Genomic DNA, 26,164 nt, shown 5'->3' on the forward strand with positions numbered 1-26,164 from the left:
AGACGCATCTGATGATTTACGGTACCTGTACCCGATACAGCCCCATAAATCAGCCGGGCATAATCGGTTTTTGAAGTCGCTTCAAGGGTAATAGAGTTATTGTTGGATAGAGTGCCATTAACTGTAAGCGCCCTTGTTGCATTAATTGTAAGATTTCCTCCATCTAAAGTTAAATTTCCTGTCAATGAGCGCGTGGCATTTAATGTAACTGTATTAGTAGAAATTTGAATATTCGATGGGGGATTTGTGGCTGGCCAGGTAACATCTCCTGTATTTACTGTATAACCTCCTGTTGTATTAAATTGAAGGGTTGTATTCGTATTGGCTGTATAGAAATCACTGGGAATACTCGAAACATATCCACCTGCCTCAATAGTTAATTTTCCATTAGTGGCAAGTTTTCCTCCTGTTCCAAAATTAACTCCAACGTTTGGTGTGCCACTTATTTTATTAATTATTACATTATTAAATTCAATTGAGCCAGAAACAGCATGAATGGCATCACTTCCGGAGGTTGAGCCTGTAAAAATTACAGTGCTTCCCCCTGTACCATTTGACCAGGTCCCGGAGTTGCTAAGGGTAGTTCCAGATCCACTTTGGTCTCTGCGAATAGTTAATGTTCTAGGTGAAGCATCACTTGCAGTAAATGTGGCACCAGAGTTTATGGTTAAACTGCTGATTGTAGCATTCTGATTCAAAGAGACGTTATGCCCAATTGTAATTTCATCTCTAGAGAGTGGAACGTTCCCATTACTCCAAGTTGTGGCACTATTCCAGTTTCCTGCTGCTGCAGTCGAAGCCTGTCCTCCAACTTCGTTTGTCGGAAATCTTCTGTAATTTGACAGTGTAATCATCGATTTTCCTGGATTCGATCCTGAAAAACTGGTTCCTATCATTTCATTTGAAAGAAACATTTCCGAACCATCGTTGGGATTACCGTAAACACATACTACATCAAAAGGATCACCAGATGATAATCCAATGTTTGAATATGTTATTGTAAAAGAAAAATTCGTAAAAGTATTTGATGTGGGGCCGGAAACGCCAGTGATATAACCTAAATCTCCGTTGCCGACTGTTCCAGTAGCAGGAATACTCCATAATCCACAAAAACTTCCAGAACCAGCATTCATAGCGATTGCATGCGTTGCCCTAAATCCACCAGAAAAAGTTACTCCAGCTCCACCTCGAAGAGATATAGCTCTTCTATGTGCGTCGTTATTATCACTAAGATCTCCATCTATCGCTCTTCTTCCGACAGCGCCATTAGAAATGTAAATAACCAGGAAATCATTAAAATTTCCAGTGCCTCTTGTGATCGTAAACGTAATATTCGAACCACTTGAAGATATCTGCAACGAACCATTTCCAACTGGACTTCCAAACCCCGAATTTCCATTTCCATTTATGGTAATTTGTGAATATATGGAAAACGGAAATAAAACACTAAAAAATAGTAATTTTTTCATAACAGAAAATTTTAGTGTCAAAAGTACACTATCTTAAAAACTTACAAGGATATTTTATGAAAAAGTTAAGGCTGTTTGTTAACTTTTTTACTTTTTTCTTCTAACCAAGCTTTGATCAGGTCACGACGGCCAATGGTACAGGTAATGAAGTCTTTATCTAAATCCCAGCCGCGGGCAGGTGAGTATTCACGACCGTAGAAGATGATTTGAAGGTGGAGTTTGTTCCATCTGGATTTTGGAAAAAGGGCTTTGGCATCGCGTTCTGTACGCTGTACACTACTTCCGTCGGATAGGCCCCATCGGTACATTAGCCTGTGGATATGCGTATCTACCGGAAAAGCCGGTACACCAAAGGCCTGAGCCATCACCACTGAAGCGGTTTTATGACCCACTGCTGGCAGTGATTCAAGGGCCTCCATATCGGCAGGTACCTTGCCATCATATTTTTCGATGAGGATTTTGCTGAGCTCATAGATGCCTTTCGATTTCATGGGCGTAAGGCCGCAGGGTCGGATAATCTCTGCGATGCGGTCAAGGCCAAGGGCTACCATGTCGTAGGGATTATCTGCCTCAGCAAAGAGCAGGGGTGTGATGCGATTGACGCGCTCGTCGGTGCACTGGGCCGAAAGCAGCACGGCGATGAGCAGTGTGTAGGGGTCGCGATGGTCGAGGGGTACAGGTGTTTCGGGATAGAGACGGTCGAGCTCAGTAATCAGGTATTTGACTTTTTCGCGTTTGGTCATTTTGAGGTTTTCTTTTTCAGGAGCCAAAAAAACCGATGCCTTTGGCCATAAGGCCGGCCAGTAAAGGTATGCAGGCGATCAGAATGAGCTGAAGGGCGATTATACGGCGGATATGTCGGGGTACTATTACGATGTCTTCCGGATTTCCTTTTCGCTTTTTTAGAAAAAATACGGTAGGCCAGGCAGATAAAATGCCAGCTGTTGTAAACAGGGCAAGTTTAGTGTGAAAAAGGTAGTTTTTGCTGTAGTATTCGGCGGGCTTGCCTACCCAGAACCAAAGGGTAAAACCAGCTACAAGCAGCGTAAGTGCGGCAATGCCATAGATGCCATCGATGCGGCTGATCCGGCCGATTTCGGCACGGGTCATGGCCGGCTTTACGCTGAAGGCTTCGATCGATAGGGATGCTACGATGGCAAATATGCTGATGAAGTGCAGGTAGCGGGCTGCGATCTCGAGAGTCATAAGAGTAATGATATGTTGAATTTTAACAAAGCGAAGGTAGGGATGGTTTGGGTATGGGATTGATACAGATATTATGTTGTTTAAAAACAAATTCTCCGGATTATTGATTTGTTAACCTGATTCAAGGCAATATTTGCGGCATTCTAACACAGTAAGCGTATGGAATACCGCATCGAACGCGATACAATGGGCGAGGTACAGGTGCCGGCCCACCGCTATTGGGGTGCTCAGACAGAGCGCTCGCGCAACAATTTCAGGATCGGTCCCGAAGGCAGCATGCCCAGAGAAATCATTGAAGCTTTTGCATATCTGAAAAAGGCAGCAGCTCATGCTAATTGCGAACTGGGTGTGCTTCCTGCCGAAAAACGCGACCTGATTTCGCGCGTGTGCGAGGAAATCATCGAAGGCAAGCTTTACGACGAATTTCCCCTGGTAATCTGGCAGACGGGGTCTGGCACGCAGTCCAATATGAACGTAAACGAAGTGATTGCCAATCGCGCCCATGTGATTTCCGGCGGTAAACTCACCGACGAAAAGAAAGTGCTTCACCCTAACGATGATGTCAACAAGTCGCAGTCGAGCAACGATACCTTTCCCACGGCCATGCACATCGCAGCATACAAGCTGGTAGTGACCCGCACCATCCCGCAAATAGAAATGCTGCGCGACACGCTTAAGGCCAAATCAGAAGCCTTTAAAGACATCGTAAAAACAGGTCGCACACACTTCATGGATGCTACTCCGCTTACCCTCGGACAGGAATTCAGCGGATATGTACAACAACTTGACAACGGCCTACGTGCCCTGCACAATGCGCTGGAGATGGTACGCGAACTGGCCCTCGGCGGTACGGCTGTGGGTACAGGCCTGAATGCACCAAAAGGCTACGATGTGCTTGTGGCAAAGAAGATCGCAGAATTTACAGGCCTGCCTTTTGTTACAGCACCTAATAAATTCGAAGCCCTGGCTGCCCATGATGCAATGGTCGAACTCTCAGGAGCACTCAAGCGCGTGGCAGTGAGCTGTATGAAGATTGCCAACGACATCCGCATGCTTTCTTCAGGACCGCGCTGTGGCATAGGCGAAATCCTGATTCCTGACAATGAACCCGGCTCATCCATCATGCCCGGTAAGGTCAATCCTACCCAACCTGAAGCCCTTACAATGGTGTGTGCACAGGTGATCGGAAACGATATGGCCGTAGCTGTGGCCGGCAGCAATGGTCATTTTGAGCTCAATGTATTTAAGCCCGTCATCGCATACAACGTGCTGACCAGCGCCCGCCTTCTGGGCGATGCCTGTGAGAGCTTTAATCACAAGTGTGCTGTGGGTATTGAACCCAACCTACCCGTAATAAAGCGCCATCTCGACAACAGTCTGATGCTCGTTACAGCCCTCAATCCACACATTGGGTATGAAAATGCTGCTAAAATTGCGAAAAAAGCCCACAAAGAAGGCAAGACGCTGAAGCAGGCTGCTGTAGAGTTAGGTTTGCTCACCGCCGAGCAGTTTGACCAGTGGGTGCGCCCGGAAGATATGATCCATCCGAAGTGATGTTTGAATAAAAATTTCCAATAATCAAGCGGAATCAAGGTGTCTGAAGATCCCCGGACACCTTGTTTAATTTTTTTATCCGCATATCAAATTTAAACGTTGTGTAATCGAGAACGGTGTTTTTGGTTTCACTCCTACAGAGCTATCCACATCTTTTGGACAATTGGACTATTAATCTTTAGCTGCGCTGCAGCTATTTTTTTGGTTTAAACATTAATAGCTCCGTAGGAGCGTAATATTAATAGCAATCGGTGCAAAATTTTCATAGCTCCGTAGGAGCGCAAGGTCAATAGAACCATTTGTGCGAAATAATTCAAGCCAAATAAAATCGCAACATTAAAATCATAATTGAATTTTCGATCATCCGAAGGTTAAGCCGTAATTACACCATATAAAATTTATGCCCATATAAACGGCTTGTCCTATTTTCGCCCACAAACAAAAAAAAAGTTTAACCTCAAAAAATGGAACACTACAAAAAGTGGAACGACATCATCGGCTGGGCTGTGTTTGGCATAGCCCTGCTTACGTATATGCTCACTCTCGAACCGACTGTATCCTTCTGGGACTGTGGCGAATACATTGCTACATCCGTTAAACTTCAAGTCGGCCACCCGCCGGGAGCACCTCTCTTTCAATTACTAGGCGCTGTAATGGCCATTTTTGCCTTTGGCGACTGGACACAAATGGCTTTTTGGGTCAATACGCTATCCGCCCTTTCCAGTGCATTTACCATTTTGTTTTTGTTTTGGACAATAACTGCCCTTGGTCGCAAACTGGCAGAAAGCCTCGGCCGCGATGATCAGACTACCATGATTGCCATTTTTGGAAGTGGTGTCGTAGGGGCACTTGCATACACCTTCAGCGATAGCTTCTGGTTTTCGGCTGTAGAAGGTGAAGTGTATGCCATGTCATCTTTCTTTACTGCCATTGCCTTCTGGGCTATTCTGAAATGGGAGCGCGAAGTGGACTGGAATCCGCGTGCCGACCGTTGGCTCATCCTGATAGCTTTTCTTGTAGGTCTTTCTGTTGGCGTACACATTCTGGTATTCCTTACCGTTCCGGCCATTACCATGATTTACTTTTTCAAAAAATATCAGAAGGTTACAACCCTGAATTTTATCATAGCCAATGTAATCGGAGTGGGAATACTCGGTGTAATTTTCGTCGTGATCATCCCCTTTCTGCTCCGCTTGTACGGATTTATGGAGATTACAATGGTTAATACATTCGGTCTTCCATTTGACTCAGGAACAATATTTACTACTTTACTTCTTGCCGGTGTATTTGTCTGGTCATTGTGGTATGCAAAAGAGAAGGGGTATTATTACCTACACATTATCGCTCTCTCGGTCTTTTACATTATTCTGGGCTATTCGAGCTTCCTTACCCTGGCGATTCGCTCCAATGCCAATCCACCAATTGATGAAAACAATCCAGAAGATGCCCTAAGCCTTTTAGCTTACTACAAAAGGGAGCAATATGGAGACTTTCCGATACTCTACGGTCAGTATTTCAATTCACAACTCGACAGAAATAACCCTTTTAAAGACGGTAAACCCATCTATGTGCGTGATGAGAAGGCTGGTCGTTACGTGATTTCTTACGACGCTAAATATTCAGAGCGCAATTGGGATAAATCAACTATTGGTTTCTTCCCGCGCATGTGGAGTGATGACCCTGAACACGTTGAAAATTACAAACGCATAGCCAACATTCGCAATCCTGAGAAAAAACTCACTGTAGGTCAAAATCTTAAATTCTTCTTCGACTATCAGCTAGGCCATATGTACTGGCGTTACTTCATGTGGAATTTCGCCGGCCGCCAGAACGACGACCAGGGCCGCTATGAGCTCACCAAAGGAAATTGGATCTCAGGCATACCTTTTATCGACAATGCGCGCCTTGGTCCGCAGAAGAACATGCCAGACTATATGAAAAACAACAAAGCCCGCAATAAATACTATCTTCTTCCTCTGATTCTTGGCATTTTTGGTTTGTGGTATCATTTTAAAAAGAATCCAAAAGATGCCTGGGCTGTTTTGCTTTTCTTCCTTTTTACCGGAGTAGCAGTAATTGTTTATACCAATCAGAAACCCTTTGAGCCTCGTGAAAGGGATTATGCCGTCGTGGGTTCGTTCTATGCCTATGCAATGTGGATTGGTTTGGGTGTGTTTGGAATTCTGGATTTGCTGCGCGATAAGTTCAATAAGCCTTTACATGCGCTTGCCGTATCAGCCTTGTGCACCCTTCTGGTTCCGGGCATTATGGCTAAGGAGAATTGGGATGACCATAGCCGCGCCAATCGATATACAGCCCGCGACATCGCCAAAGCATACCTCGACAGCTGTGCACCAAATGCCATCCTCTTTACCAATGGCGACAACGACACCTTCCCACTCTGGTACGTGCAAGAAGTAGAGGGCTATCGAACCGATGTGCGTGTTGTCAATTTAAGTTTGCTGAATACCGACTGGTACATCGACCAGATGAAGCGCAAGGCATACGACAGCGATCCTGTGCCCTTCTCGCTCGAATGGAACCAATACAAGCAAGGTACCCGCGATGTGCTCTACTACCAGCAGCGGCCAAATGTGGCTCCCGCTAATGCCCGTTGGATGGCCGACGACTTTATGAAGTGGATTAAAAGTGACGATCCAATCACCCGCTTCCAAGCCTATGGCGGTAAGCGCGAGTTTCAGTACTATCCGGTAAAGCGCCTTCGCTTCCCGGTCGATAAAGAGGCAGTACTTCGCAATAAAGTAGTTCGTGAGGCTGACACATCCAGGATACTTGACTTCATCGACGTAGATCTCGACATGGACTATCTTGCCAAACGTGACATCATGGTGCTCGACCTTCTGGCCAACAACGACTGGAGCCGTCCTATCTATTTCTCCATCACCGTAGGCAGTACCGATCGCTCGTACTTCTTTCTCACCGAGTACTTCCGCCTTGAAGGCCTTGCCTATCGGTTTGTGCCTATGAAGATGGCAGAAAAAGGTCAGCGATTTGAATTCGGAAAAGTGGACACCGAAATCATGTACGACAATCTGATGAATAAGTTTCAATTTGGAAATATGGAGTTACCCGATGTATATCTGGATGAAACCAATCGACGACTCAGCTATAACTTTAGAAATATTTACGCTCGCCTTGCCTCTGAGTTGGCGGCCGAAGGCCAAAATGAAAAGGCCATAAAAGCCCTCGATTTCTGTATGGAAAAGATGCCTGTAGAAAAATTTGAATTCAACTACTTCATGTTCGGTATCATAGAAGGCTACCTGAAAGCCGGAGCCAACGACAAGGCCATGGAACTCATGAACAAGTTTGCCGATCAGCTCGATCAGGAAATCCGATATTTCAACCAATTCAGGGGTAATAAGCGCAAGGCTATTCAACAAGAGCTGCAAAACAGCCTGCAATTCTACCGCTTCCTCGCACAGCTTGAAATGCAGTACATTCTGAAATCAAACGATTTTTCAAAAAGCCAGCTTTATCAGCGGTTTGAAAAATCCTCTGCTGGAATAAATATTTGAAAAAATACTTCAACCTGAATAAAAACCGCCCCGGGATTATGGGCGGTTTTTTTTATTCCATAACTTATTTTATAATTCCGTCCACAATCCTTTTTAATATTAAAATATGCAAATCTTTTGATCTAAATCATTTACAATACACAGTTTAAAATCGAGCAATGTTTATTTTATCTACTTCTTTAATGTTTGCTGTAATAATATATCAGATAATTAAAGCTAATTAATTGTTTAAAAATCAAGTTAAATACGGAAATTTCAATCTGACTAGTAAAAGCATATAAAGCTACAAATGCCCACTATCAGATCGAAATGAAGTGAACAAAGAAGGTAGAATCACTTAAATTAATGTTTATAATTATTGCTTAAATTATTGTATAGGATATAAGCAAATTTATACTAGTTAAAAAGGCAAAATGCTCTTGTGAATTAATTCTATAAATCTCCAGTGGTTTCAAGGATTTGATAATCGAGATTTCTATATTCTACTTTTGAAAACATCTGATTTTCATCTGTTGCCACATAAAGCAAACCTTTCACATAAATTTTGACAGATCCACGATCCCATCCTAAAAATGCGCCTTTTAGATATACACGAAAAATGCCATCACATGCTCGTGTTGTAAATAAGGTGTGTTGATATGGGTTTCCTATGCTGATTGTTTGAACTCCCTTGCTGTTATCGAGTACAAAATCATCGAATAGTTGGTTGCATATTTTTACTGCATCATTTCTCAAATATTCTTCAAAGTTTGCAACTTTTCTATTTAAATCTTTTGTGGCTTGTAAATTTCTTTGATTGTCAGCAATTTTATCAAAGCTGTTTCTAACTGTTTCATAATTGCTGTTTTTGTATATATGTGCATTAAAACTCACTTCAGTATTGAATGTTTCCAGATCATAAAAATCACTTTCAAATAACAATTTCATAGACTTAAATTCTTCCTTGATATTTTTCACATTTTCTATCAAAGTATTTATTTCCGGATGTCTTGTGAGCAGTTGACTTCCGTATATAGTATTAAATTCTTTCAAAAAATCATCTTGTTCCTTTATGGCTGCATTTATGTTGTGATACGTTTTTGTAGATAATTCTTCAAATTTGCTATTGTATTCGCTTATTTTATAAATATCTAAATGTCGATATAATTCATCGATATATTTGGTGAATTCTTCATAGCGTTTTGTATCTGGATTTTCGGCTAAAAATGTTTTAATCGATGAAATAATGTTTTCTATCTGTAAAGCTGAAGATTTTTCTGGATTTATTAGGATAGCCTTTGCTTGTTTTAATAGAATTTCTTCTTCTTTTTGTTGATTGTTACAAGCAAAAATGAATATCAGGACAATTGTTGGAACAGGGAAAATTTTCAAGAAGAAATTTTTATAAATTTTTCTCATGCATTTTGATCTTTTTTAATTACTAAAATTACCTCCTTGTTTTTTTTACTTTTGTATGGATTTAGAGATCTTGTGGTTGTTACCATTGTATTTGGTATTGAATCGTGCCTACCTCTTGGTCTTGATGAAAGAAAGGATAAGGCATCAAAAGGAATTAATCTTGATAACATACGCCCAACGATTTGTTCGAAAGATGGTTTTTTAAATGTTCTTCTGTCGATTATTATGGTTTCAGTAATAAACTTACCAAAAGTTCTATTAAATACGCCTTCAAAGTATAAAACATAGGGTAAAAAAATGAACATGAAAATCGTAGGATATATATCTTTAAATGACTCTCCTGGTGAAATTTCTGAAGCAATAAACATAGAAAAAATCAATATTGGAAATGTATCAATGACATAGCCGAAGAGTCTCCTCCACCATTCAGCTTTTAATGGTTTATTATTCATTAAGTGAATTTCTTCCATAAATTCTCTTTTTTTAGGCGCGAAATTATGTATGTTCTTGATTTTTTTTAGAAAAGATTAACATTAATTGTTTATTTGTATCGAAGGTTTAATTTGCTTAAATTAGATGAGTGATAGGTCGTAAACTGCATATTTTCATTCAAGTTTTAAAAAGGTTTCCTTCTTTATTCTGAAGATTATCTTATCTTCTAAACAAATCAGGTTCGATGAATTTGCTTACAAATTTTCGACGGTGCTGGGGCGATATGCCTTCGCGCTGAAGGGCTTCGATGTGGGTGCGGGTAGGGTAGCCTTTGTTTTGATTCCAGTGGTAGTAGGGAAATTCTTCGTGTAACTGCAGCATAAGCCGGTCGCGGTATACCTTAGCCAGTATGGAGGCCGCGGCAATTGCTTGGTAGCGCGCATCGCCCTTCACTATGCAACGATGGGGTATATGCCAGCGGGGGAATCGATTGCCGTCGATGAGCAGCAATCCGGGCGCGACACTTAACTGTTCTATGGCTTTTTGCATGGCCAACAGAGAGGCATTTAGGATATTGATGCGGTTGATTTCGTCGACCGATACTTCAGCGATGGCCCATGCTTTCGCTTTTTCGCAAATTGCGTCAAAAAGCCGTTCGCGCTGATTGGCAGTGAGCTTCTTACTGTCGTTGAGCTGTGAGATGGGCTTTTCGGGGTTTAAAACAACGGCTGCAGCTACTACAGGGCCGGCCAGACAGCCACGACCCGCTTCGTCGCAACCGGCTTCGGGTACGTCAGTCTGATAAAACTCAATCAACTCTCTCATTTTTCAACGGCTTCAAGTACCGTATTCCACAAGCGGTCAGCTGTATTTTTCCATGTAAAAAGCTCAGCTCTTTCAAAGCCTTTAGAAATAAGAGTACGACGCAGACTTTCATCTGAAGCAATTCTGTACATCGATTGTGCAATCAGTTCATAATCATTGGGGCTGCAATACAGGGCTGCATCACCACCCACCTCCGGCAGAGATGTGGCTGTAGAAGTAATCACCGGAACACCTGCCCTAAAGGCTTCTACCACCGGAATACCGAAGCCCTCGAAGTGCGACACAAACCACAGAGCCTCGGCTGATGCAAGTAACTGATTAAGCTCTTCTCCTTGCTTTCGTCCTACAAACAGTACTTTTTCGCGATGTTGCATAGCAAGGTATGTCTGATCCATGTGATGTGTCCAATGCATTTTCTCGCCCACGACCACCAGCCGGTAGTCTTCCATGTATTTCGAGCAGAAGAGGTCAAACGACCGGAACAGTCCTTCAATATTTTTTCGTGGGTTGAAAGCGCCGATAAAGATAAAAAACGGCTTACCCTGGCTCACTTTGGTTTGAACAGCTCGTTTTTCGTCTTCGCTTATCGGCTTGAAAATTTCTGAAGCACCATTGTACACCACATGGATTTTATCCGAAGGCACACCATAGGTAGCTGTTAGATCATTCTTTGACCACTGGCTTACAGTAGCAATTTTTTTTGCTTTGTGCGCAAAGCGGGGAAAAAAATAGCGATAATATTTCCGCACAAGGGGAGGTAGAAATTCAGGGTGATGCTCAAAGTTGATGTCGTGGATCACTGCAATCTGTGGGGTAGAGCAGTGGCGCAGGCTCATATAGCCATCCGGGCTTAGAAAAACATCGTGTGGATGTCGTTGTAAGTAAGTATGCACTGAATGCTCGAAATACCAATACCAAAGCAGCGGATGGCGCGCGGGTGGAAAGAGCTTAACAGGTGTGACGTTAGGGCCGAACACAAATTCTTCATCCCACGGCCGGTCGAACAGAAAGGTAAACCGCACGTCGGGATATTTATCGGTGAGTATTTTCAGAGTATGATAGGTAAACCAGCCTATGCCCTCAAGCCGGCCGGGGAGTAGGAAGCGTGTATTGACAGCTATTCGCACCTGGAAATTTTTGGCAAGTTTATCACACATCTGTCAGTTGCCCTGTCGAATGGCCTCCACAGGATCGAGCAGACTGGCTGAGCGCGCGGGTGCGTAGCCTGAGATAAGCCCAATGACCACACTGATCACTACGCCTTGTACAACGTTTTTTGTGCTAAGGTAAAATGGAAACTCCAGAATACCGGCTACGATCAGCAGTGTGGCAAAGACCAGGACAAGGCCAATTAATCCGCCCACTAAGCATAGGGCAACACTTTCTGTCAAAAACTGTCCGAGTATGAATCGGCGCGGGGCACCAAGGGCTTTGCGGATACCGATTTCTGAGGTGCGCTCCTTTACACTCACAAACATAATGTTGGCTATACCAAACCCGCCCACCAAAATGGAAAATCCGCCTATGAAAATGCCCGCTACAGTTACAATCCGAAATATCTGATCAAGGCTTGAGCTGATGAGGGAGATTTCATTCAGGGCAAAGTTGTCTTCAACCCTTGGCTTCAGCCGTCGAATGGCGCGCATGTGTTGGCGTAGCTCGTCTTTAAACTCGGCCAACGTCACATTCTCGGGTGCGCGCACCATGATGAAGCTGCCGTTTATGGCATTTTCATTTACAAACTTTCTCCCAAAATTCACCGGAACTACAATGTTTTGGTCGTTGTCATTACCCACCAGACTTCTGCCCGTTTTTTCAAATACGCCAATCACAGTGAGTTTTTTTCCCTTGAGCTGAATGCGCTGGCCAACGGCATTCATCTGCGGAAAAAGTCCCTCAGCCACATCGTATCCCAATACACATACTGGTGCTCCCGAACGCGACTCTTGCTCGGTAAAGAAGCGTCCTTGCCAGATTTTGTGGTTCCAAAGAGCCAGATAGTCGTGTGAAGTAAAAAGCACAGTAGCCCCTTCTACCTGATTGCCCAAAGCTTTGGCTGTGGCTGAAATTCCAAAGGCATACACCATTTTGTCGTAATTGCGCACAAGGCGCGAGAGCTTTTCGAAGTCGTCATAGCGGGGCTCAGGGCGATTGAGATACTTCCACCACGGATATTCACCACCACCGCCCCAGGGCCATTTCTGTATGTACACTACATTATTGCCGAGCTGCTGCACCGATTCGCGAATATTTCTTTCAAGGGAATCTACCATTGCAAACACGGTGATGATCGAATAGATCCCCACTGTGATGCCTAGCAGCGACAGCAGCGTGCGAAACTTATTGACACTCAGCGACCTTATGCCGGTGTGAATGCTTTCGAGCAGCAGCGGAAGGTTAGCGAGTAGTTTGTTTGGATTCACTTGTATTGCCTTTTTCAGTCACTTCAAAATGTGTGGCAGTCTTTTTATTGATTCGCAGTATGGAGCCGATCAATGCCACCATAGCTACCGGAATGTGTGCTATGGCGCGCAGCAGATCTATGTTGTATAGGCTGGCGGGTACCGATATAAGCATGGCGGAGTAGTACAATACAGCGAGCAAAAGCCAATTGTACGTAAACCAGTCTGTAAAGTAATCTACTACACCCACTATACCCATGAGCCCAATTAGAAGCACTTTGGGAATAAGTGCCATCTGAAAGCACTTGTCAAAATAGTCAATATTTCCTTTTAAAATCAAATGCTTCAGTCCATCCAGAAAATAGGTTCTGAAAAAGTAAAACTGCGCTCCAAGCCAGCGCGTGCGCTGCTTACCAAAGTTTTTTGTGGTCGATACCTTTTCGTCATATACATATGCGTTTTCGTAAAATTCAATGGTTTGCCCATCTTTTAGCAACAGCATCTCGAGCAGCTTGTCTTCACCGGCGGTATCAGTGATTTGGGCCATGTACTTTTTGTACAGATTGTACTCGAAAACCATTCCCGACCCGATTAAAGCCGATGAAAGGCCCATGTTTCTATGTCCTTTGCGGAAGATGTGATTGCCGATCTCCTCATTGGCCGCATCCAGTATGGCCATAGGCGTATTTTTATTTTTTGCAGTGCGGTGTGCTTGTATGATGTGATAACCGTTTCGAAAAGCATCTGACACTTTCCGTAAAAAAAAGTGCGCCATCACATTGTCGCTGTCCAGTATCACTACGGCTTCCGGGGGGTCTTTTTCTAAATATTCCAGTCCCTTGTTTATGCTCTTAGCCTTGGTACTGTGCTCAAATTTTACTTCCAACACTTCTACGCCTGTTTCTCTGAGCTTTTGCACGGTTTCGGGCTGAAAGGTGTCAGCAAGTACGATCACTCGGTACAACTCCCGCGGATAATCAACCTCCAGCGCTTGTCGGGCTGTATCCACAATGATTTTGTCTTCTTTGTATCCTGGTATGAGCACGGCAAAGCGCGTGAGAGGCTGACCTTTTTTCATAATCAACTCATGTGGTGCAAGCCCGGCGACGGCAAAAATGAAAAAGTAAAATACCTGTATGCCAATGAGTACAAAGAGCAATAGTTCTACGTATTTCATAGTGGGGGCAATTCAGCGGTTTGGCGATCGTTTTGTGTTTCTTAAAAAAGTCAAGCCCATACTAAGCTGATGGGCATTGTGACTTTATTTTGCCAAAAATATGCTTTTTCAAATGGTTAATATTCCCTTAGTCAAAATACTTTTTCTTTCCATTCTTGCATTTTCAGTCGTTGCTCAACAATCTCCCAAGTCTAAAGCTATAACATATCCCGGTGAAGTACACCTCAAAAACCTCCGCCAGCTCACCAACGGAGGCGATAATGCCGAAGCCTACTGGAGCTTCGACAACCGCAAGCTCGTCATGCAAAGCAACAATCCGGCATGGGGTCTTAAATGTGACCAGATTTTCTGGTGGGACATTCGTCGCGACAATCTCTTTCAATCTCGCCCTCAAATGGTCTCCACCGGCCGCGGGCGCACCACATGTAGCTTCTTCTTACCCGGCGATACGCTTATCCTCTTTGCCAGCACACACGAAGGGGGCGACGATTGCCCTCCCGAACCCGACCGCTCTATTGGCTACGTTTGGCCCCTCTACGACACGTATGATATTTACGTAGCTGATTTGAAGGGTAATATCGTAAAAAAACTCACTGATCGCAAGGGCTACGACGCCGAAGCCACTGTATCACCGCGTGGCGACAAGATCGTATTTACCTCCGACCGTTCCGGCGACCTCGAGCTGTGGGTGATGGATATCGATGGCTCTAATCCCGTGCAAATCACCAATGAACTCGGCTACGACGGGGGAGCCTTCTTCTCACCTGACGGCAGCAAAATAGTCTTCCGCGCCAGCCGACCCAAGACTCCCGAAGAAATCGCCGAATACAAGGCCCTACTTGCAAAAGGTCTTGTAAAACCTTCCAATATGGAAATATTTGTCTGTAACGCCGATGGCTCCAACTTGCGGCAGGTTACTAATCTAGGCAAGGCAAACTGGGCGCCCTACTACCACCCCGACGGAAAGCGCATCCTCTTTTCCTCCAATCACCACAGCCCGCGCGGTTACCATTTCAATATATTTATGATCAACGAAGACGGCACCGGATTGAAGCAAATCACCTTCGATCCTACTTTCGATGCATTCCCTATGTTTTCCTGGGATGGCAAAAAGCTCGTTTTCAGCTCCAACCGAAACAACGGAGGCACTCGCGATACCAACGTCTTTATCTGCGATTGGGACGAAAAGGGTGATTCCCAAAAGTTTTTTAGGCGAAAGATGAAATAATTTTTTTCTTTTTTTATTTGGGCGTGCCCCTGACAAGGCGCACCAGGCGCCTTCGTCAGGGTCGGCGTACTACAGGGTACGCTTCGCTCCCGTGCTTCGGCACCGCTTCGCTTAGCCTCCGCACCGCGCTTTCGCGCGCCTTTCGCATCCCTCACGCGAAGTGCTTCTGAGAAGTGTCCTTCAAAATTCTTTTAAAAATCCAGTTTCTGTTGTTTTTGCAATTGTATTTGATCGATTCTCAGTGCTATATAAATCTTTTTTCTTATCAAATCGCATTTAGAAATCTTTTCTTTGAACTAATGACTATTGAGATTCCTATTTTTACCTGATTCAAATTGCATCGTTCCAAATCACTTCATCAGCCAAGGTGCCTTGCTCTGCTATCACATTGTATTCACTTGACTTACGCAACTGTATCATTTGTTTGATTTCCTCATCTGTTCTACCCTTCCACCTGTTGAGTTGATAAAGATTCCTGTAAAAAGTTTTATCGCTCACCGTACAAAACAGCTTCCAATCATACTTATCCACAAGGTTTTTAAGCATCAAAGCCACAATGCCCTCTACAATTACTACGTCTGTCTCAGATGTCAATTTATATTTAGGAGGCTCAATTTTCCAGGTAGGATTGCGCTGGTAACCAGTGGGCGTAACCGATTTACCTTCTAAGAAGTTTTTTAAATCTTCTTCTAGGCGATTGATTTGATAAATCTCATGTAAATCATGAGCTGAAGAGCGCTTTTCCGATGCCAAAATCCAGTGGTCGAGTTCCACTTTAAGCACATTTATGCCATTTCGGAGGAAGTATCGCTGTACATAGGTTGCCAATGTCGACTTCCCGGTACCCGTATTTCCGGCAATAGCCAATACATATGGCCGCTTTGATGATGTTCGTATTCTTTGCAATAAGCTTTCGGCAACTGGTTTATGTGGCTCTTTGAGAATGTACTCCACAGCCTCTGCCACTGAATAAAAAGTAAAGTCAGGTGCAATACGCGTGTTTTTTAAACCATTTCCCGTCATTACTCCCATAGTGGTGCACCCGGCGCTCAAGCCTGCCTCCACATCGGCTTGTCGATCGCCTATTATCCAACTGCCGTTTAGATCAATGTTATACCTTTCAGCAGCTTTTAGCAGCATACCAGGTTTTGGTTTGCGACATTCACATTCAATTTTTAATTCTACCACTTCGCCCTCAAATCCTTTGTCAGGGTGGTGCGGACAGTAGTAGAGATCATCGAGATAGGCATAGCCCTCAGCCAGCTGATAGTCAAGTTCGGCATGAATACGGTTAAGGCCAGCTTCGTCGGTGAGTCCACGAGCTACTACACTTTGGTTGGTTACTACAATGGCCAGGTAGTCGCTTTGATTGATTTTTCGCACGGCTTCAGCAGCAAACGGAAAAACTTTCAATTGCTCGGGTTGATGGATTAAATCGATGTCTTCATTGAGCACCCCATCGCGATCTAAAAAAATGGCTTTTTGCTTTTGTTGCAGATTTCTTCGCTGGGGTTTTCCAGACTTGAGATCCGCTTCCACCTTTTGAATGCGATCTGGAGTGCCCATATCTTTGAGGTATTCCGCAGTGCGCCATGCGTAGATGGGCAATGTCTTGCACAGCTTCGGCAATTGATGTCGCCCCCAGTCACTCTTTCCGATTGGTATGTGGTGTATTACCTCCTTTTCAACCAAATAGAGGGCCGCATTTACTAAATTTCTAACCCTCAGATCAGCAGCATGTGGTTTGGGATGCACCTGAACGACTCGATCCGAAAGATCGGTTTCGATCAAATCGCTGTCGTAGGGATGATCGTTTGGATGAACGGCAATGGTCATTCGGGCATTCTTGGCTTTGTGGAAGTTATACATCCTTTTTAAATCCATGTCAAACACCACATCCCCATAAAAGATCCAAAAGATATCCGGCAATTCTGACTCCAATAATTTGAATGCGCCAGTTGTACCTAAAGGCTCTGCTTCTTTAAAATACCTAATTTCGACGTTCCAGGCATTGCCATCTTTGAAATATTCTTCGATCACATGACTTAAATGTCCCGTAATCAGGCAAATGCGCTTTATGCCATTTTTTACACATTGAAGCACGATGTGTTCCAGTACTGGCTTACCCATTAGGGGCAGCATGGGTTTAGGGAGGTTAGAAGCCAACTGCCCCATGCGTGTACCCTTGCCTCCGCAAAGGATGTACGCATCAGTTACCATAGTCGAGATGTTTAAGTAGGTCGCCTACTACAAAGGTGCTTCCACCTACGTATATGGTATCTTCGGGTTGAGCTAATTCTAAAGCTCTTTGATAGGCAGCCGGTACACCGGGTTTTTTTTCGAAGGATAATTCAAAATCAGTGGCTAATTTCTCTAACTGTTCCAATGGCATGGCGCGCGGTACATCAGGCGTGGTAAGTACGTAATGCGCATTTTTTGGCATGAGTGTAAAAATCTTAATAGCATCCTTATCATTCACCATCCCCCACACGATGTAGAGTTTGCCTTTGCGAACCTGTTCGAGTTGTTTCAGTACAGTCTGAATACCGTCAAAATTATGGGCTGTGTCAGCGATTACGAGCGGATTTTGAGAAAGTACTTCCCATCGACCTCGCAAACCGGTCAATTGTACTACATGAGCAAAGGCATAGCGAATCTGCTCTTCCGTTGGCTTAAGCATTTCAGGCAGCAACTGCAAGGCAGCATATGCAGTTTTCGTGTTTTTCAGCTGATAAGAGCCTTTGAGCTCGCATTCAAATGAATGATTTTTATATATTTCAGATGCAAAGAATAGTGGGGCATGCTTTGCCTGAGCCACATTTTTGAAAACATCTGCTACCTCTTCCTGCAATTCACCTATTACCACAGGAACTTCCGGTTTAATGATACCAGCCTTTTCAAAGGCGATTTTTGGCAAAGTATCTCCCAGAAACTGCATATGATCCCATCCAATGTTTGTAATAACGCTTACTACTGGTGTTATCACATTGGTTGAATCTAAACGCCCGCCCATTCCCACCTCGATTACAGCTACATCTACGGCTTCTTGAGCGAAGTAGTCAAATGCCATTGCCATTGTGAGTTCAAAAAAACTCGGATCGATGGTTTGTGCTTCATCAATGAATCGATTTACAAAGTCAACAACAAATTCAGAGCGTATTTTTTGTCCATTGATTTTAATGCGCTCCCTGAAGTCATAAAGATGTGGACTTGTATAAAGTCCGGTTTTCAAACCTTTGGTCTGTAGCGCAGCTGCAAGCAAATGCGATACGCTACCCTTGCCATTGGTGCCTCCTACATGCAGGGTTGGGAATCGCTTGTGTGGATGATCAAGCCAGTGCATCAATGCCAGCGTGCGTTCAAGACCGGGCTTGTAGGCAGCAGCACCCTGCCGCTGAAAAAAAGGAAGCCGGCTCATAAGCCAGCTCAATGCATCCTGATAATTCGCAATCAAGGTTATTTTATGTTAATTAAATCAACCAACTTCGAATAATCAGGTGTAATAATGATTTCGGTGCGTCGGTTTTGAGCTTTTCCTTCAGGAGTATCGTTTGATGCCACCGGCTGAAACTCCCCGCGGCCACCAGCTGAGATTCTGGACGGATTGATCTTACCTTGTGAGAGCAATGCTTTGATTACGGCTGTTGAGCGCATTACCGAAAGGTCCCAATTGTCTCTCACGGCTGATTGACCTCTGTATGGGTCACTATCGGTGTGTCCTTCCACCAGAACGCTCAGGTCGGGATTGTCCTCTAATACTTTAGCAAGATTGCGTAAGGCTGGCATGGCACGTTCGTTCAGCGTCCAGCTGCCCGGCTCGAAGAGCAGAGCGTTTTCTAAAGTCACGTACACTTTGCCATCGCGCATTTGTACGCGTAAACCCTTGCCCTGAAAGGGCATTAATGCTCTCGAAACCCGATCAGAAAAGAATTTGAGTACACTATCTTTTCTTGCCAAAGTTGTTTCAAGTTCACCAACGCGTTTCTCTCTCTCACGCAGCTTCATTGAGAGATGCTCAAGTTTTATCCGTTCGGTTCGCAGACTGTCTTCGCGTTGCTGTAGCTCTTCTTGCATTTTCTCAAGGCGCTGCATCAGCTTGCGGTTTTCAGCTGTGCTTTGATTCATTAGCAGTTTGTTATTTTCCAGAAGAAACTCATAAGAGCGATTGAGCTCATCTATTTGTCTAGCCTTGCTCATAATGTTGTGGTAGTAGTCAAGCGAATCGCTCTTCAGTTTTTCCACGTATGCGCTTAGAGCCGCTACATCGTTGAGCAATGCTCTGTTTTCAGCCTTGAGCTGATTGTTTTCTTGAAGGGATACCATATGTAGGCTATCGAGGCGTTTATAATTGTTCATCAGGTTTTTATGAACCTTGGATGAAACGCACGAGCACAATAAAAGTATGGAAATCAGATACAATCCGTATTTCATGTGTTGTTAGGTAATAAACGTTCAAAAGTACTGATGCTTCGCTACTCTTTAGAGTAAATCATCAGTTTAATTATTGTTATTTACATGTTGAAAACTCATTAAATTTTTCGGATTTGTGAAATCATAGCCCTTAAAAATACAGGAATGTTTACCGAACTCATGATCTTTATGTCTTGCAAAAGACTAGATTTTTCATTTAAAAAATTAAAAACTTCCTGAATTTTTAGTTTGAAAAATAAATCTTCAAATATTTTATAAGCTGGCATTTGCTTTTCTTGAATGACTCGCAATAAAACGCTGTCGTACAACCTGTATTTATATCTTGGTTGATAGAGTTTTTGAATCTTTCCTTTCTTTAGTTGTTGAATATAAAAATGAGCTTGTTTTTGAATGAAATAAAATGTATATCCTGTCGAAGCTTTTGTGGCTCCTCCTACAGTTCCAATGTTTATTACAGATGATGTAATGTCTGAAGTATATGCAATATCGCTCATCGGAATTACGCCAAATTCTTTGTGATTAATAGTGTATTTTATATTTCCGAAGACTTTTTTGATATACTCTTCCAAAAAATATTCATATTCTTCGTCTTTCAATATTTTATCTGAAAATATAGTATATTCAACCATAGCTTCTTTTTCGCTGTATGGCAAAACGTAACAAAACCTGCAATCCTTGTATTGCTCGATTGAAAAATCCATTAATGTTGCCACATTTGCATCGAAAATGGACTCCTCTGTTTCGATCTGCCATCCTTTAAAGTGCTGAAGAAGTGTAATATTACCTTCTTTATATCGAATAGCATTACCAATGCTGCTAAAAACATATCCACTTCTGTAAAGAGATTTTTCAGTCACTACCGTGCCATGACCTCTTATTTCTTCAATCGATTCATAGAGTATTTTAAAATTCTTTTTTGATTTTAATATGTTTAAAACATATGCGTAAAAATCGTTGCTTTTTATCAGATGATAGCTAAATGGATATATATCAAATATATTGTTTTTTTTTGGAGTTTTAATTTGAATTTTTTTCCAAGTTTTGCAAACCACATCCGGAAAAATACGTTCATTTTCTGTCCAAAAGCACCAAGTTCTATCGTAAGATGTCTTTGGCTCTCTGTCGATTAGTAGGATTTTTTTATCGTCGAAAAATGGATCAATAGCCATGTAATAAGCCATGCTGAGGCCTGATGCACCAGCTCCAGCTATTATATAATCAAATGTTTCCAATGTAGTCTTTTTAAAATGAAATTTTTGTTATTTTTTAATTTTTTACCGTTTTCAATTAACTCACTGCTTTTAGAAGTATTCGTTTAGCTACCGGAAGCCAGGTGGCTGACAAGGGCAGGGAGTGTTTAATGCTGATCATGTAACTGGCTGGATTTGGCAACTCTTTAAAATTCTTTATTAGACGCATTTTGATGTTTTCTGGTGTATTTGTAATGGAGAGTTTATCTCTGCCCAAATATCTTGTCTCCAAGGCTCTGAATTGGTCGGAATCTGTCTGAATGAGTTTGATTCGGTAGTAAAATATCAAAATATCATCTGTGCTATTATCGCGAAGGAGGAAATATCCTTCCTTTCTATACAAAGGAACAATGCCGATCGGCTCAAGATCGATGATCGATGCTGCGTATTCAAAGAGTTCTTTTCCTGATTCAATGCTTTGTCTAAATCGCGGTAGAGCAAACTCGATAATTTCGTCAATGGTTTTAAGAATATCGTCGTCTTTGTACAAATCTTCGTAAATTACTTCCATTCGTTGAAAATTAATATCGGTTACCGATTGCGGGAATTTACTGCGTACTGATTCTTTTTGCTCTTTGATTTCCAGTAGATTTCTATAATGATTGATGAGATCAGCAAGTTGTGGATAAATTTTTTTCTGCGCAAAAAGTGTGTGAATTTTCTGTAGGTAACCCAACAACTGGTAACTTTTGTATTCAAAGTCAATCAAACCGTCTATGTACCAATTTTCGTTGAGCTTTACGTATTTCATGGTTTTTGGCTTTTGTTATTTCAAAATTAAAAAACGTTTTTTTTCTTAAAAATTATTTTATGCACTCAATCACTGAGCTTAATACTTGATTTCACTAAAAACAACTTTTGGGATACTTTTGCTTACAATTAGAAAAAGTAAGTAAATGATGAAACAAGTTGTTTTATTATTGTTTTTTGTACTGGGAATTTCCTTGCAAGCACAAGATAAGCATGCACTTGGTATTCGAGGTGGATTTAATAATGGACTCACTTACAGAAATTATGCGTCAAGCTCTAAAGCTTACGAATTTATTCTTTCTCCCCGCTGGGGTGGATGGAGCATTACCGGCCTTATCGAATATTACAACCCTCTAGGTAGTGAGCCTGGCTTGACATGGTTTTATGGCTTCGGTGCACATGTAGGAACTTATCGCACCGGAAAACCAAATGTGCCTGCAGCTAATGATAATCTTCTATTCGGAGTTGATGGAATTATCGGTATCGATTACAAGTTTCAAAAGGTGCCTCTTAACATCTCGCTCGATGCTAAACCGGAATTTAACTTCGTTCCAACCTTTCTTGACCTCATAAATTTTAACCTTAGTTTCCGATTCACTTTTTAACCAGGAATTTTATTCATTTAAAGCACGATTTATTTGAACAAAATCGTGCTTTTTTATTTACATTTGTTAGAATGAAAAGAGTGGTTTTGCTGATTTGGGTTTATTTTATTATTGCTCCATTTACAGCATTACCATTTCATATTGTTGGAGGCGAACTTTCATATGTATGTCAGGGCACTGCACCTAACGGCAATAAATTGTATCAAATTCGCCTTACCATATACCGCGATTGTAACTCGCTGAATGGTGCTCCATTCGATAATCCTGCAATTATTGGCATTTTTAACAACAACACCTTAGTTCAACGCTTAGCCCTTCCTCTTCAGAGTACTTTTTTACTGCCTTATTCAGCGCCTAGCCCTTGCGCGCCACCACCGCCAAATACCTGCATCGAACACACTACTTACGTCACCACCGTCAGTTTACCCCCAGTGACTGGGGGCTATACAATTGTGTATCAACGTTGTTGCCGAAATTCCACAATTATTAATCTTGTAAATCCTGATTTCAATGGAGCTACCTATTTAGCTACCATTCCTCCTATGGATACGGCATGCAATAGTTCTCCTGCTTTTCCTAACCATCCTCCTCTCATACTCTGCCGTAACATGGGATTCAATTACCCACATCACGCCATCGATCCTGATGGTGATTCGCTTTTTTATACCCTTTGTAATGCTTTTCATGGGGGCGGGCGCGACAATATACCCGGAGGACCAACTTCACCCCAGCCCGATCCACCTCTGCCACCACCATATCCCATTGTTACCTATGCTCCTGGATACAGCGGTGCTAATCCCATGATGGGCAATCCGCCTATGACTATCAATCCTTTTACAGGACTACTTTCTGTCAATCCGTCAGTTAACGGCATTCACGTCGTAACCGTGTGTGTACAAGAGTGGCGGAACGGAGTTTTGCTTGGTACCCATCGTCGCGATTATCAGTTTACAGTATATGGTTGCGATTTGTCAAAATTTGCCACCATCCGCCCACAAAACCTTATTCCTCAGACCTATTGCGCCGGCCTTACGATTCCCTTTGTCAGTTACAGCAACAATGCAAAGAGTTATTTCTGGAAATTTAACGACCCAGGCAAAGCACCTGCTGATACGGCAAATGTTCAAAATCCTATTTACACCTTTTCTGACACTGGGGTTTATAATGTAATGTTGGTAATCGATGCTGGTAATGGTTGTAAAGACACGACATACGAAACATATGAAGTGCGATATCCTGTACAGGTTTATTTTGAATCTGAAGGAAGCCTGTGCCTCCCGAATACGTCCTTACAATTTAAATTAAAGGGCACACCGTTATCTTCTCAGGCTAAGATCAAATGGTATTTCGGAAGCGCAGCCTCACTTTCTTTCTATCAAGGCAATTCACCTCCCACCATTGTATTTAATAATCCAGGTCCACATTTAGTAAAAGTAGAAGTTGAGGATTTCAGCTGTAAAAGCGAATATTCAAATTTTGTTCAATTTTACGCTCCACCTTCCTTCAATGCGTCAGGTTCCGCACAGTCGGTTTGCCTTGGTGAGGGCGTTCAATTTTTTAATCAATCAGTGGCTGAAACTCCATTGATTTGTTTATGGAATTTTGGTGATGGAATTACATCAATTCAGTGCAATCCCATTCACTTTTATCAAAAACCTGGTATTTATATTCCCAAACTTAAAGTGTACACAGCAATAGGATGTGTTGACTCTTCCGAAATTACACTTCCACCCATAGAGGTATATCCTTCACCCCAGGCAGTGTTAGAAGCAAAACCAATGAAAGCCTCCATATTTTTCCCGGAAATTACTTTTAAAAACAATTCTGAAAATACTTCAAACACACAATCAATTTTGTATATAAGTGATGGTACAATTATTCAAAATTTTACTCAACTCTATAAGCATAGTTTTGCTGATACTGGTAGATATACAGCCGTTTTAGAATCGGTAAATGAATTTGGCTGCAAAGCTTATGATTCGGTTACGGTTTGGATATATCCTGAAATTACGCTTTTTATTCCAAATGCTTTTACCCCAAATGGCGATGGAATAAATGATCGATTTGAAGTTTCAGTTACAGGAATGGTATCGTACGAAATATCTATTTTTAATCGATGGGGTGAAATTATTTTTCAATCAAATGATCCAAAAAATTCATGGGACGGTAAACATCATCAACGCGTTGTTCCAGCTGGTGTTTATCAATATGTAATTCGCGCAGTGGATTATCTCGGAGTTTTACACGTGAGAAGAGGAAATATTTATCTGATATTATAACGAAATTCCATATCGAATACCCACTAAAAAATTTAATCTCGATAAACTCCAAGGATTAGAAGACAAGTCTAACGTTTCTACTGTTCCATTCATATCTCTTTTAACAGAAAACAATGCAGCCGAGATAAAATTTATACCTCCATCGAGATACAAATTTTCAGTTAATTTGTATTGTCCTAATACTCTAAGTGAATAGTGCAAATCATTGCCATTATATGTGGTAGGTGGAAAGAAGATGTCGAGATCGGAGAAATATTTGTATCTGAATTGCCCAAGAGCAAGCCCAAATGACATGAGCGATTTTTCGTTAAAAATTGTATTATACGTAATCCCAACATTATAAGAAAACATCGATTGATTTGACCGAAATGTATGCTCTGATGGATTTCCGGGATTTCCTGGGTTCAGAAATTGATATGTTCTATTTACACTGTTTGAAAAGCTTTGAAACTGTGCATACATTCCAAATGCTTCAGAAAACATATAAGATACTTCTAAATCATACGTAAATCCATATCGCTCTCTATTTTGAAAATCTTTGTATTGAGGTGATGCATTGGGATCAATTTGATACGACATTCTACCCATACCAGCCCTTACAGATAATAAGAAATTGTTGTAATTCAGGTTTTTGGGTTTTGAATCGATCGAAAGTATTGGCTTTTTATAATAATTCTTGTCTATTTTTTTGATTTGATTTTTGGGTAAGAGTGTATATTTTAGTTCCCCATCTTCAAGCATTTGAAAATAAACAAAGTCCTTGTCTTTTACTGGTAAAATTTTGCACTCAATTCTCTGATTTTTCTTAGTAATTATTCTGTCTTGTCCAAATAAAATCGCTGGAAGCAGAATAAGAAGAGATAGAAATGGAAAAATCTGGAATTTTTTCATCTTTTCATTTTATTAATCAGGTCAATAGCTACTTCTGGCTGAAGTGTGACAAACTGAACTTGCGGTAACATGAATCCTGATGGAATTTCGTTACAGAAGATGAAGTAATCATATCCTGGTTCTACATTCAGTACCAATTGTGTTTTTGACTCTGTTTTTGCCCAAATTATCAAAGGTTCTTTATTTTTCGTCTTGTACTCTACAATTTCACCTCCTTTTATTAATCCAAGATTATCATCATTTACATAGATAGAATAATTTGTTGCAAATGTTGGTTTAATAAATACTACTCTTGCAATATCATATTTATTTTTAATCCCTCCGTTTACTCTAAATTTTTTTAATTGTGAAACCAAATGTTCTTCTACATTGTATACATAGCCTGTAATGTCTCCACAGCTATTTGTAGCCAGATTGATATTCCCCGAAATTTTGTCAAGTACAATCACATTACCGCCAAATTTCCTTGCTTCTAAAGTAGCTGCAGTAAGCCGTTCTACCCATCCACATGGTACATTGTGATAATCCGATTTTCTTATTGTGATCGTGCCTACTTCTGTTCGCTGATTTGGAAGTAGGTCCGCATTATTCAAAATGACAACATCTTCATAAAAATCTAGAACAGGCATCTTCCTCACTACACGAACTTCAGCTCCTTTGTAAGTGGCACAAGAAGATGCAAATACAAGAAAGAAGGGAACAATAAATTTATTTATATGAGCCATTTG

At 41.9% G+C, this 26,164-nt stretch carries 21 protein-coding genes; 5 read left to right on the forward strand and 16 right to left on the reverse strand.

Annotated elements, in window-relative coordinates; all coding sequences use genetic code 11:
• The 3 genes from ACK4EX_RS09400 to ACK4EX_RS09410 form a co-directional block, all read right to left on the reverse strand.
• Positions 1 to 1,469, reverse strand: a 1,469-nt coding sequence (locus tag ACK4EX_RS09400; RefSeq protein WP_409772131.1) for a hypothetical protein, incomplete at its 3' end; no start/stop codon positions are given.
• A 65-nt stretch (positions 1,470 to 1,534) separates the two neighbouring features.
• Entirely contained in the window at positions 1,535 to 2,212 is a 678-nt protein-coding gene (gene nth / locus ACK4EX_RS09405) for an endonuclease III domain-containing protein (RefSeq protein ID WP_409772133.1), read from the reverse strand.
• Between the two features lie 16 nt (positions 2,213 to 2,228).
• A complete protein-coding gene (locus ACK4EX_RS09410; RefSeq protein WP_409772136.1) occupies positions 2,229 to 2,675 on the reverse strand; it encodes a DUF2214 family protein in 447 nt (148 codons plus the stop codon).
• Positions 2,676 to 2,834: 159 nt separating this feature from the next.
• Here ACK4EX_RS09410 and fumC point away from each other — a divergent pair, with 159 nt between their 5' ends.
• Together fumC and ACK4EX_RS09420 are read left to right on the forward strand one after the other, a co-directional pair.
• Positions 2,835 to 4,229, forward strand: a complete 1,395-nt coding sequence (gene fumC / locus ACK4EX_RS09415) for a class II fumarate hydratase (protein ID WP_409772137.1) — start codon at positions 2,835 to 2,837, stop codon at positions 4,227 to 4,229.
• Between the two features lie 464 nt (positions 4,230 to 4,693).
• Positions 4,694 to 7,768 carry a DUF2723 domain-containing protein gene (locus ACK4EX_RS09420; protein WP_409772138.1) on the forward strand — a complete coding sequence of 1,025 codons (3,075 nt, stop codon included), beginning with the start codon at positions 4,694 to 4,696 and terminating at the stop codon, positions 7,766 to 7,768.
• Between the two features lie 432 nt (positions 7,769 to 8,200).
• Here the strand turns inward: ACK4EX_RS09420 and ACK4EX_RS09425 are convergent, their stop codons facing one another.
• The 6 genes from ACK4EX_RS09425 to ACK4EX_RS09450 all read right to left on the reverse strand — a co-directional run bounded on the left by ACK4EX_RS09425 (position 8,201) and on the right by ACK4EX_RS09450 (position 14,002).
• The gene (locus ACK4EX_RS09425) at positions 8,201 to 9,166 is read right to left on the reverse strand and encodes a hypothetical protein (RefSeq protein ID WP_409772141.1); all 966 of its coding nucleotides are present in this window, start codon (positions 9,164 to 9,166) and stop codon (positions 8,201 to 8,203) included.
• On the reverse strand, positions 9,163 to 9,636 hold the full coding sequence (locus ACK4EX_RS09430) for an RDD family protein (protein ID WP_409772143.1): 474 nt from the start codon (positions 9,634 to 9,636) through the stop codon (positions 9,163 to 9,165). Before ACK4EX_RS09430 ends, ACK4EX_RS09425 begins: the two co-directional genes overlap by 4 nt.
• Positions 9,637 to 9,817: 181 nt before the next feature.
• A complete protein-coding gene (locus ACK4EX_RS09435) occupies positions 9,818 to 10,423 on the reverse strand; it encodes a ribonuclease HII (RefSeq protein ID WP_409772146.1) in 606 nt (201 codons plus the stop codon).
• On the reverse strand, positions 10,420 to 11,580 hold the full coding sequence (locus ACK4EX_RS09440) for a glycosyltransferase family 4 protein (protein ID WP_409772149.1): 1,161 nt from the start codon (positions 11,578 to 11,580) through the stop codon (positions 10,420 to 10,422). Before ACK4EX_RS09440 ends, ACK4EX_RS09435 begins: the two co-directional genes overlap by 4 nt.
• A 3-nt stretch (positions 11,581 to 11,583) precedes the next feature.
• Positions 11,584 to 12,846 (reverse strand): ABC transporter permease, encoded by a 1,263-nt coding sequence (locus tag ACK4EX_RS09445; protein ID WP_409772151.1) that lies wholly within the window; start codon positions 12,844 to 12,846, stop codon positions 11,584 to 11,586.
• Entirely contained in the window at positions 12,821 to 14,002 is a 1,182-nt protein-coding gene (locus ACK4EX_RS09450) for a glycosyltransferase (protein ID WP_409772153.1), read from the reverse strand. Before ACK4EX_RS09450 ends, ACK4EX_RS09445 begins: the two co-directional genes overlap by 26 nt.
• Before the next feature lie 112 nt (positions 14,003 to 14,114).
• Here ACK4EX_RS09450 and ACK4EX_RS09455 point away from each other — a divergent pair, with 112 nt between their 5' ends.
• A complete protein-coding gene (locus ACK4EX_RS09455; protein ID WP_409772156.1) occupies positions 14,115 to 15,230 on the forward strand; it encodes a TolB family protein in 1,116 nt (371 codons plus the stop codon).
• Positions 15,231 to 15,560: 330 nt separating this feature from the next.
• On the opposite strand, the gene ACK4EX_RS09460 is transcribed toward ACK4EX_RS09455, so the two are convergent.
• The 5 genes from ACK4EX_RS09460 to ACK4EX_RS09480 all read right to left on the reverse strand — a co-directional run bounded on the left by ACK4EX_RS09460 (position 15,561) and on the right by ACK4EX_RS09480 (position 21,662).
• Positions 15,561 to 17,450 (reverse strand): HAD-IIIA family hydrolase, encoded by a 1,890-nt coding sequence (locus ACK4EX_RS09460; protein WP_409772158.1) that lies wholly within the window; start codon positions 17,448 to 17,450, stop codon positions 15,561 to 15,563.
• Complete coding sequence (locus tag ACK4EX_RS09465) at positions 17,440 to 18,684, reverse strand: bifunctional folylpolyglutamate synthase/dihydrofolate synthase (RefSeq protein ID WP_409772160.1); 1,245 nt, start codon at positions 18,682 to 18,684, stop codon at positions 17,440 to 17,442. Before ACK4EX_RS09465 ends, ACK4EX_RS09460 begins: the two co-directional genes overlap by 11 nt.
• 2 nt (positions 18,685 to 18,686) lie before the next feature.
• A complete protein-coding gene (locus ACK4EX_RS09470; protein ID WP_409772161.1) occupies positions 18,687 to 19,586 on the reverse strand; it encodes an OmpA family protein in 900 nt (299 codons plus the stop codon).
• Positions 19,587 to 19,759: 173 nt separating this feature from the next.
• On the reverse strand, positions 19,760 to 20,893 hold the full coding sequence (locus ACK4EX_RS09475; protein WP_409772163.1) for a lycopene cyclase family protein: 1,134 nt from the start codon (positions 20,891 to 20,893) through the stop codon (positions 19,760 to 19,762).
• A gap of 55 nt (positions 20,894 to 20,948) precedes the next feature.
• Positions 20,949 to 21,662 carry a hypothetical protein gene (locus ACK4EX_RS09480; protein WP_409772164.1) on the reverse strand — a complete coding sequence of 238 codons (714 nt, stop codon included), beginning with the start codon at positions 21,660 to 21,662 and terminating at the stop codon, positions 20,949 to 20,951.
• 145 nt (positions 21,663 to 21,807) lie between these two features.
• On the opposite strand from ACK4EX_RS09480, the gene ACK4EX_RS09485 reads away from it, so the two are divergent.
• Both ACK4EX_RS09485 and ACK4EX_RS09490 read left to right on the forward strand, forming a co-directional pair.
• Positions 21,808 to 22,266 carry a hypothetical protein gene (locus tag ACK4EX_RS09485; RefSeq protein ID WP_409772166.1) on the forward strand — a complete coding sequence of 153 codons (459 nt, stop codon included), beginning with the start codon at positions 21,808 to 21,810 and terminating at the stop codon, positions 22,264 to 22,266.
• Between the two features lie 71 nt (positions 22,267 to 22,337).
• On the forward strand, positions 22,338 to 24,545 hold the full coding sequence (locus ACK4EX_RS09490) for a PKD domain-containing protein (RefSeq protein WP_409772169.1): 2,208 nt from the start codon (positions 22,338 to 22,340) through the stop codon (positions 24,543 to 24,545).
• Here ACK4EX_RS09490 and ACK4EX_RS09495 read toward each other — a convergent pair.
• A complete protein-coding gene (locus ACK4EX_RS09495; protein WP_409772172.1) occupies positions 24,540 to 25,436 on the reverse strand; it encodes a hypothetical protein in 897 nt (298 codons plus the stop codon). The genes ACK4EX_RS09490 and ACK4EX_RS09495 overlap by 6 nt on opposite strands.
• Positions 25,433 to 26,161: a hypothetical protein gene (locus ACK4EX_RS09500; protein WP_409772174.1), complete on the reverse strand. Its 729-nt coding sequence runs from the start codon at positions 26,159 to 26,161 to the stop codon at positions 25,433 to 25,435. The genes ACK4EX_RS09495 and ACK4EX_RS09500 overlap by 4 nt, the downstream gene beginning before the upstream one ends.
• Positions 26,162 to 26,164 lie beyond the last annotated feature (3 nt).

It is taken from the genome of Thermaurantimonas sp., assembly GCF_046299575.1.
Classification (GTDB): Bacteria; Bacteroidota; Bacteroidia; order Flavobacteriales; family Schleiferiaceae; genus Thermaurantimonas.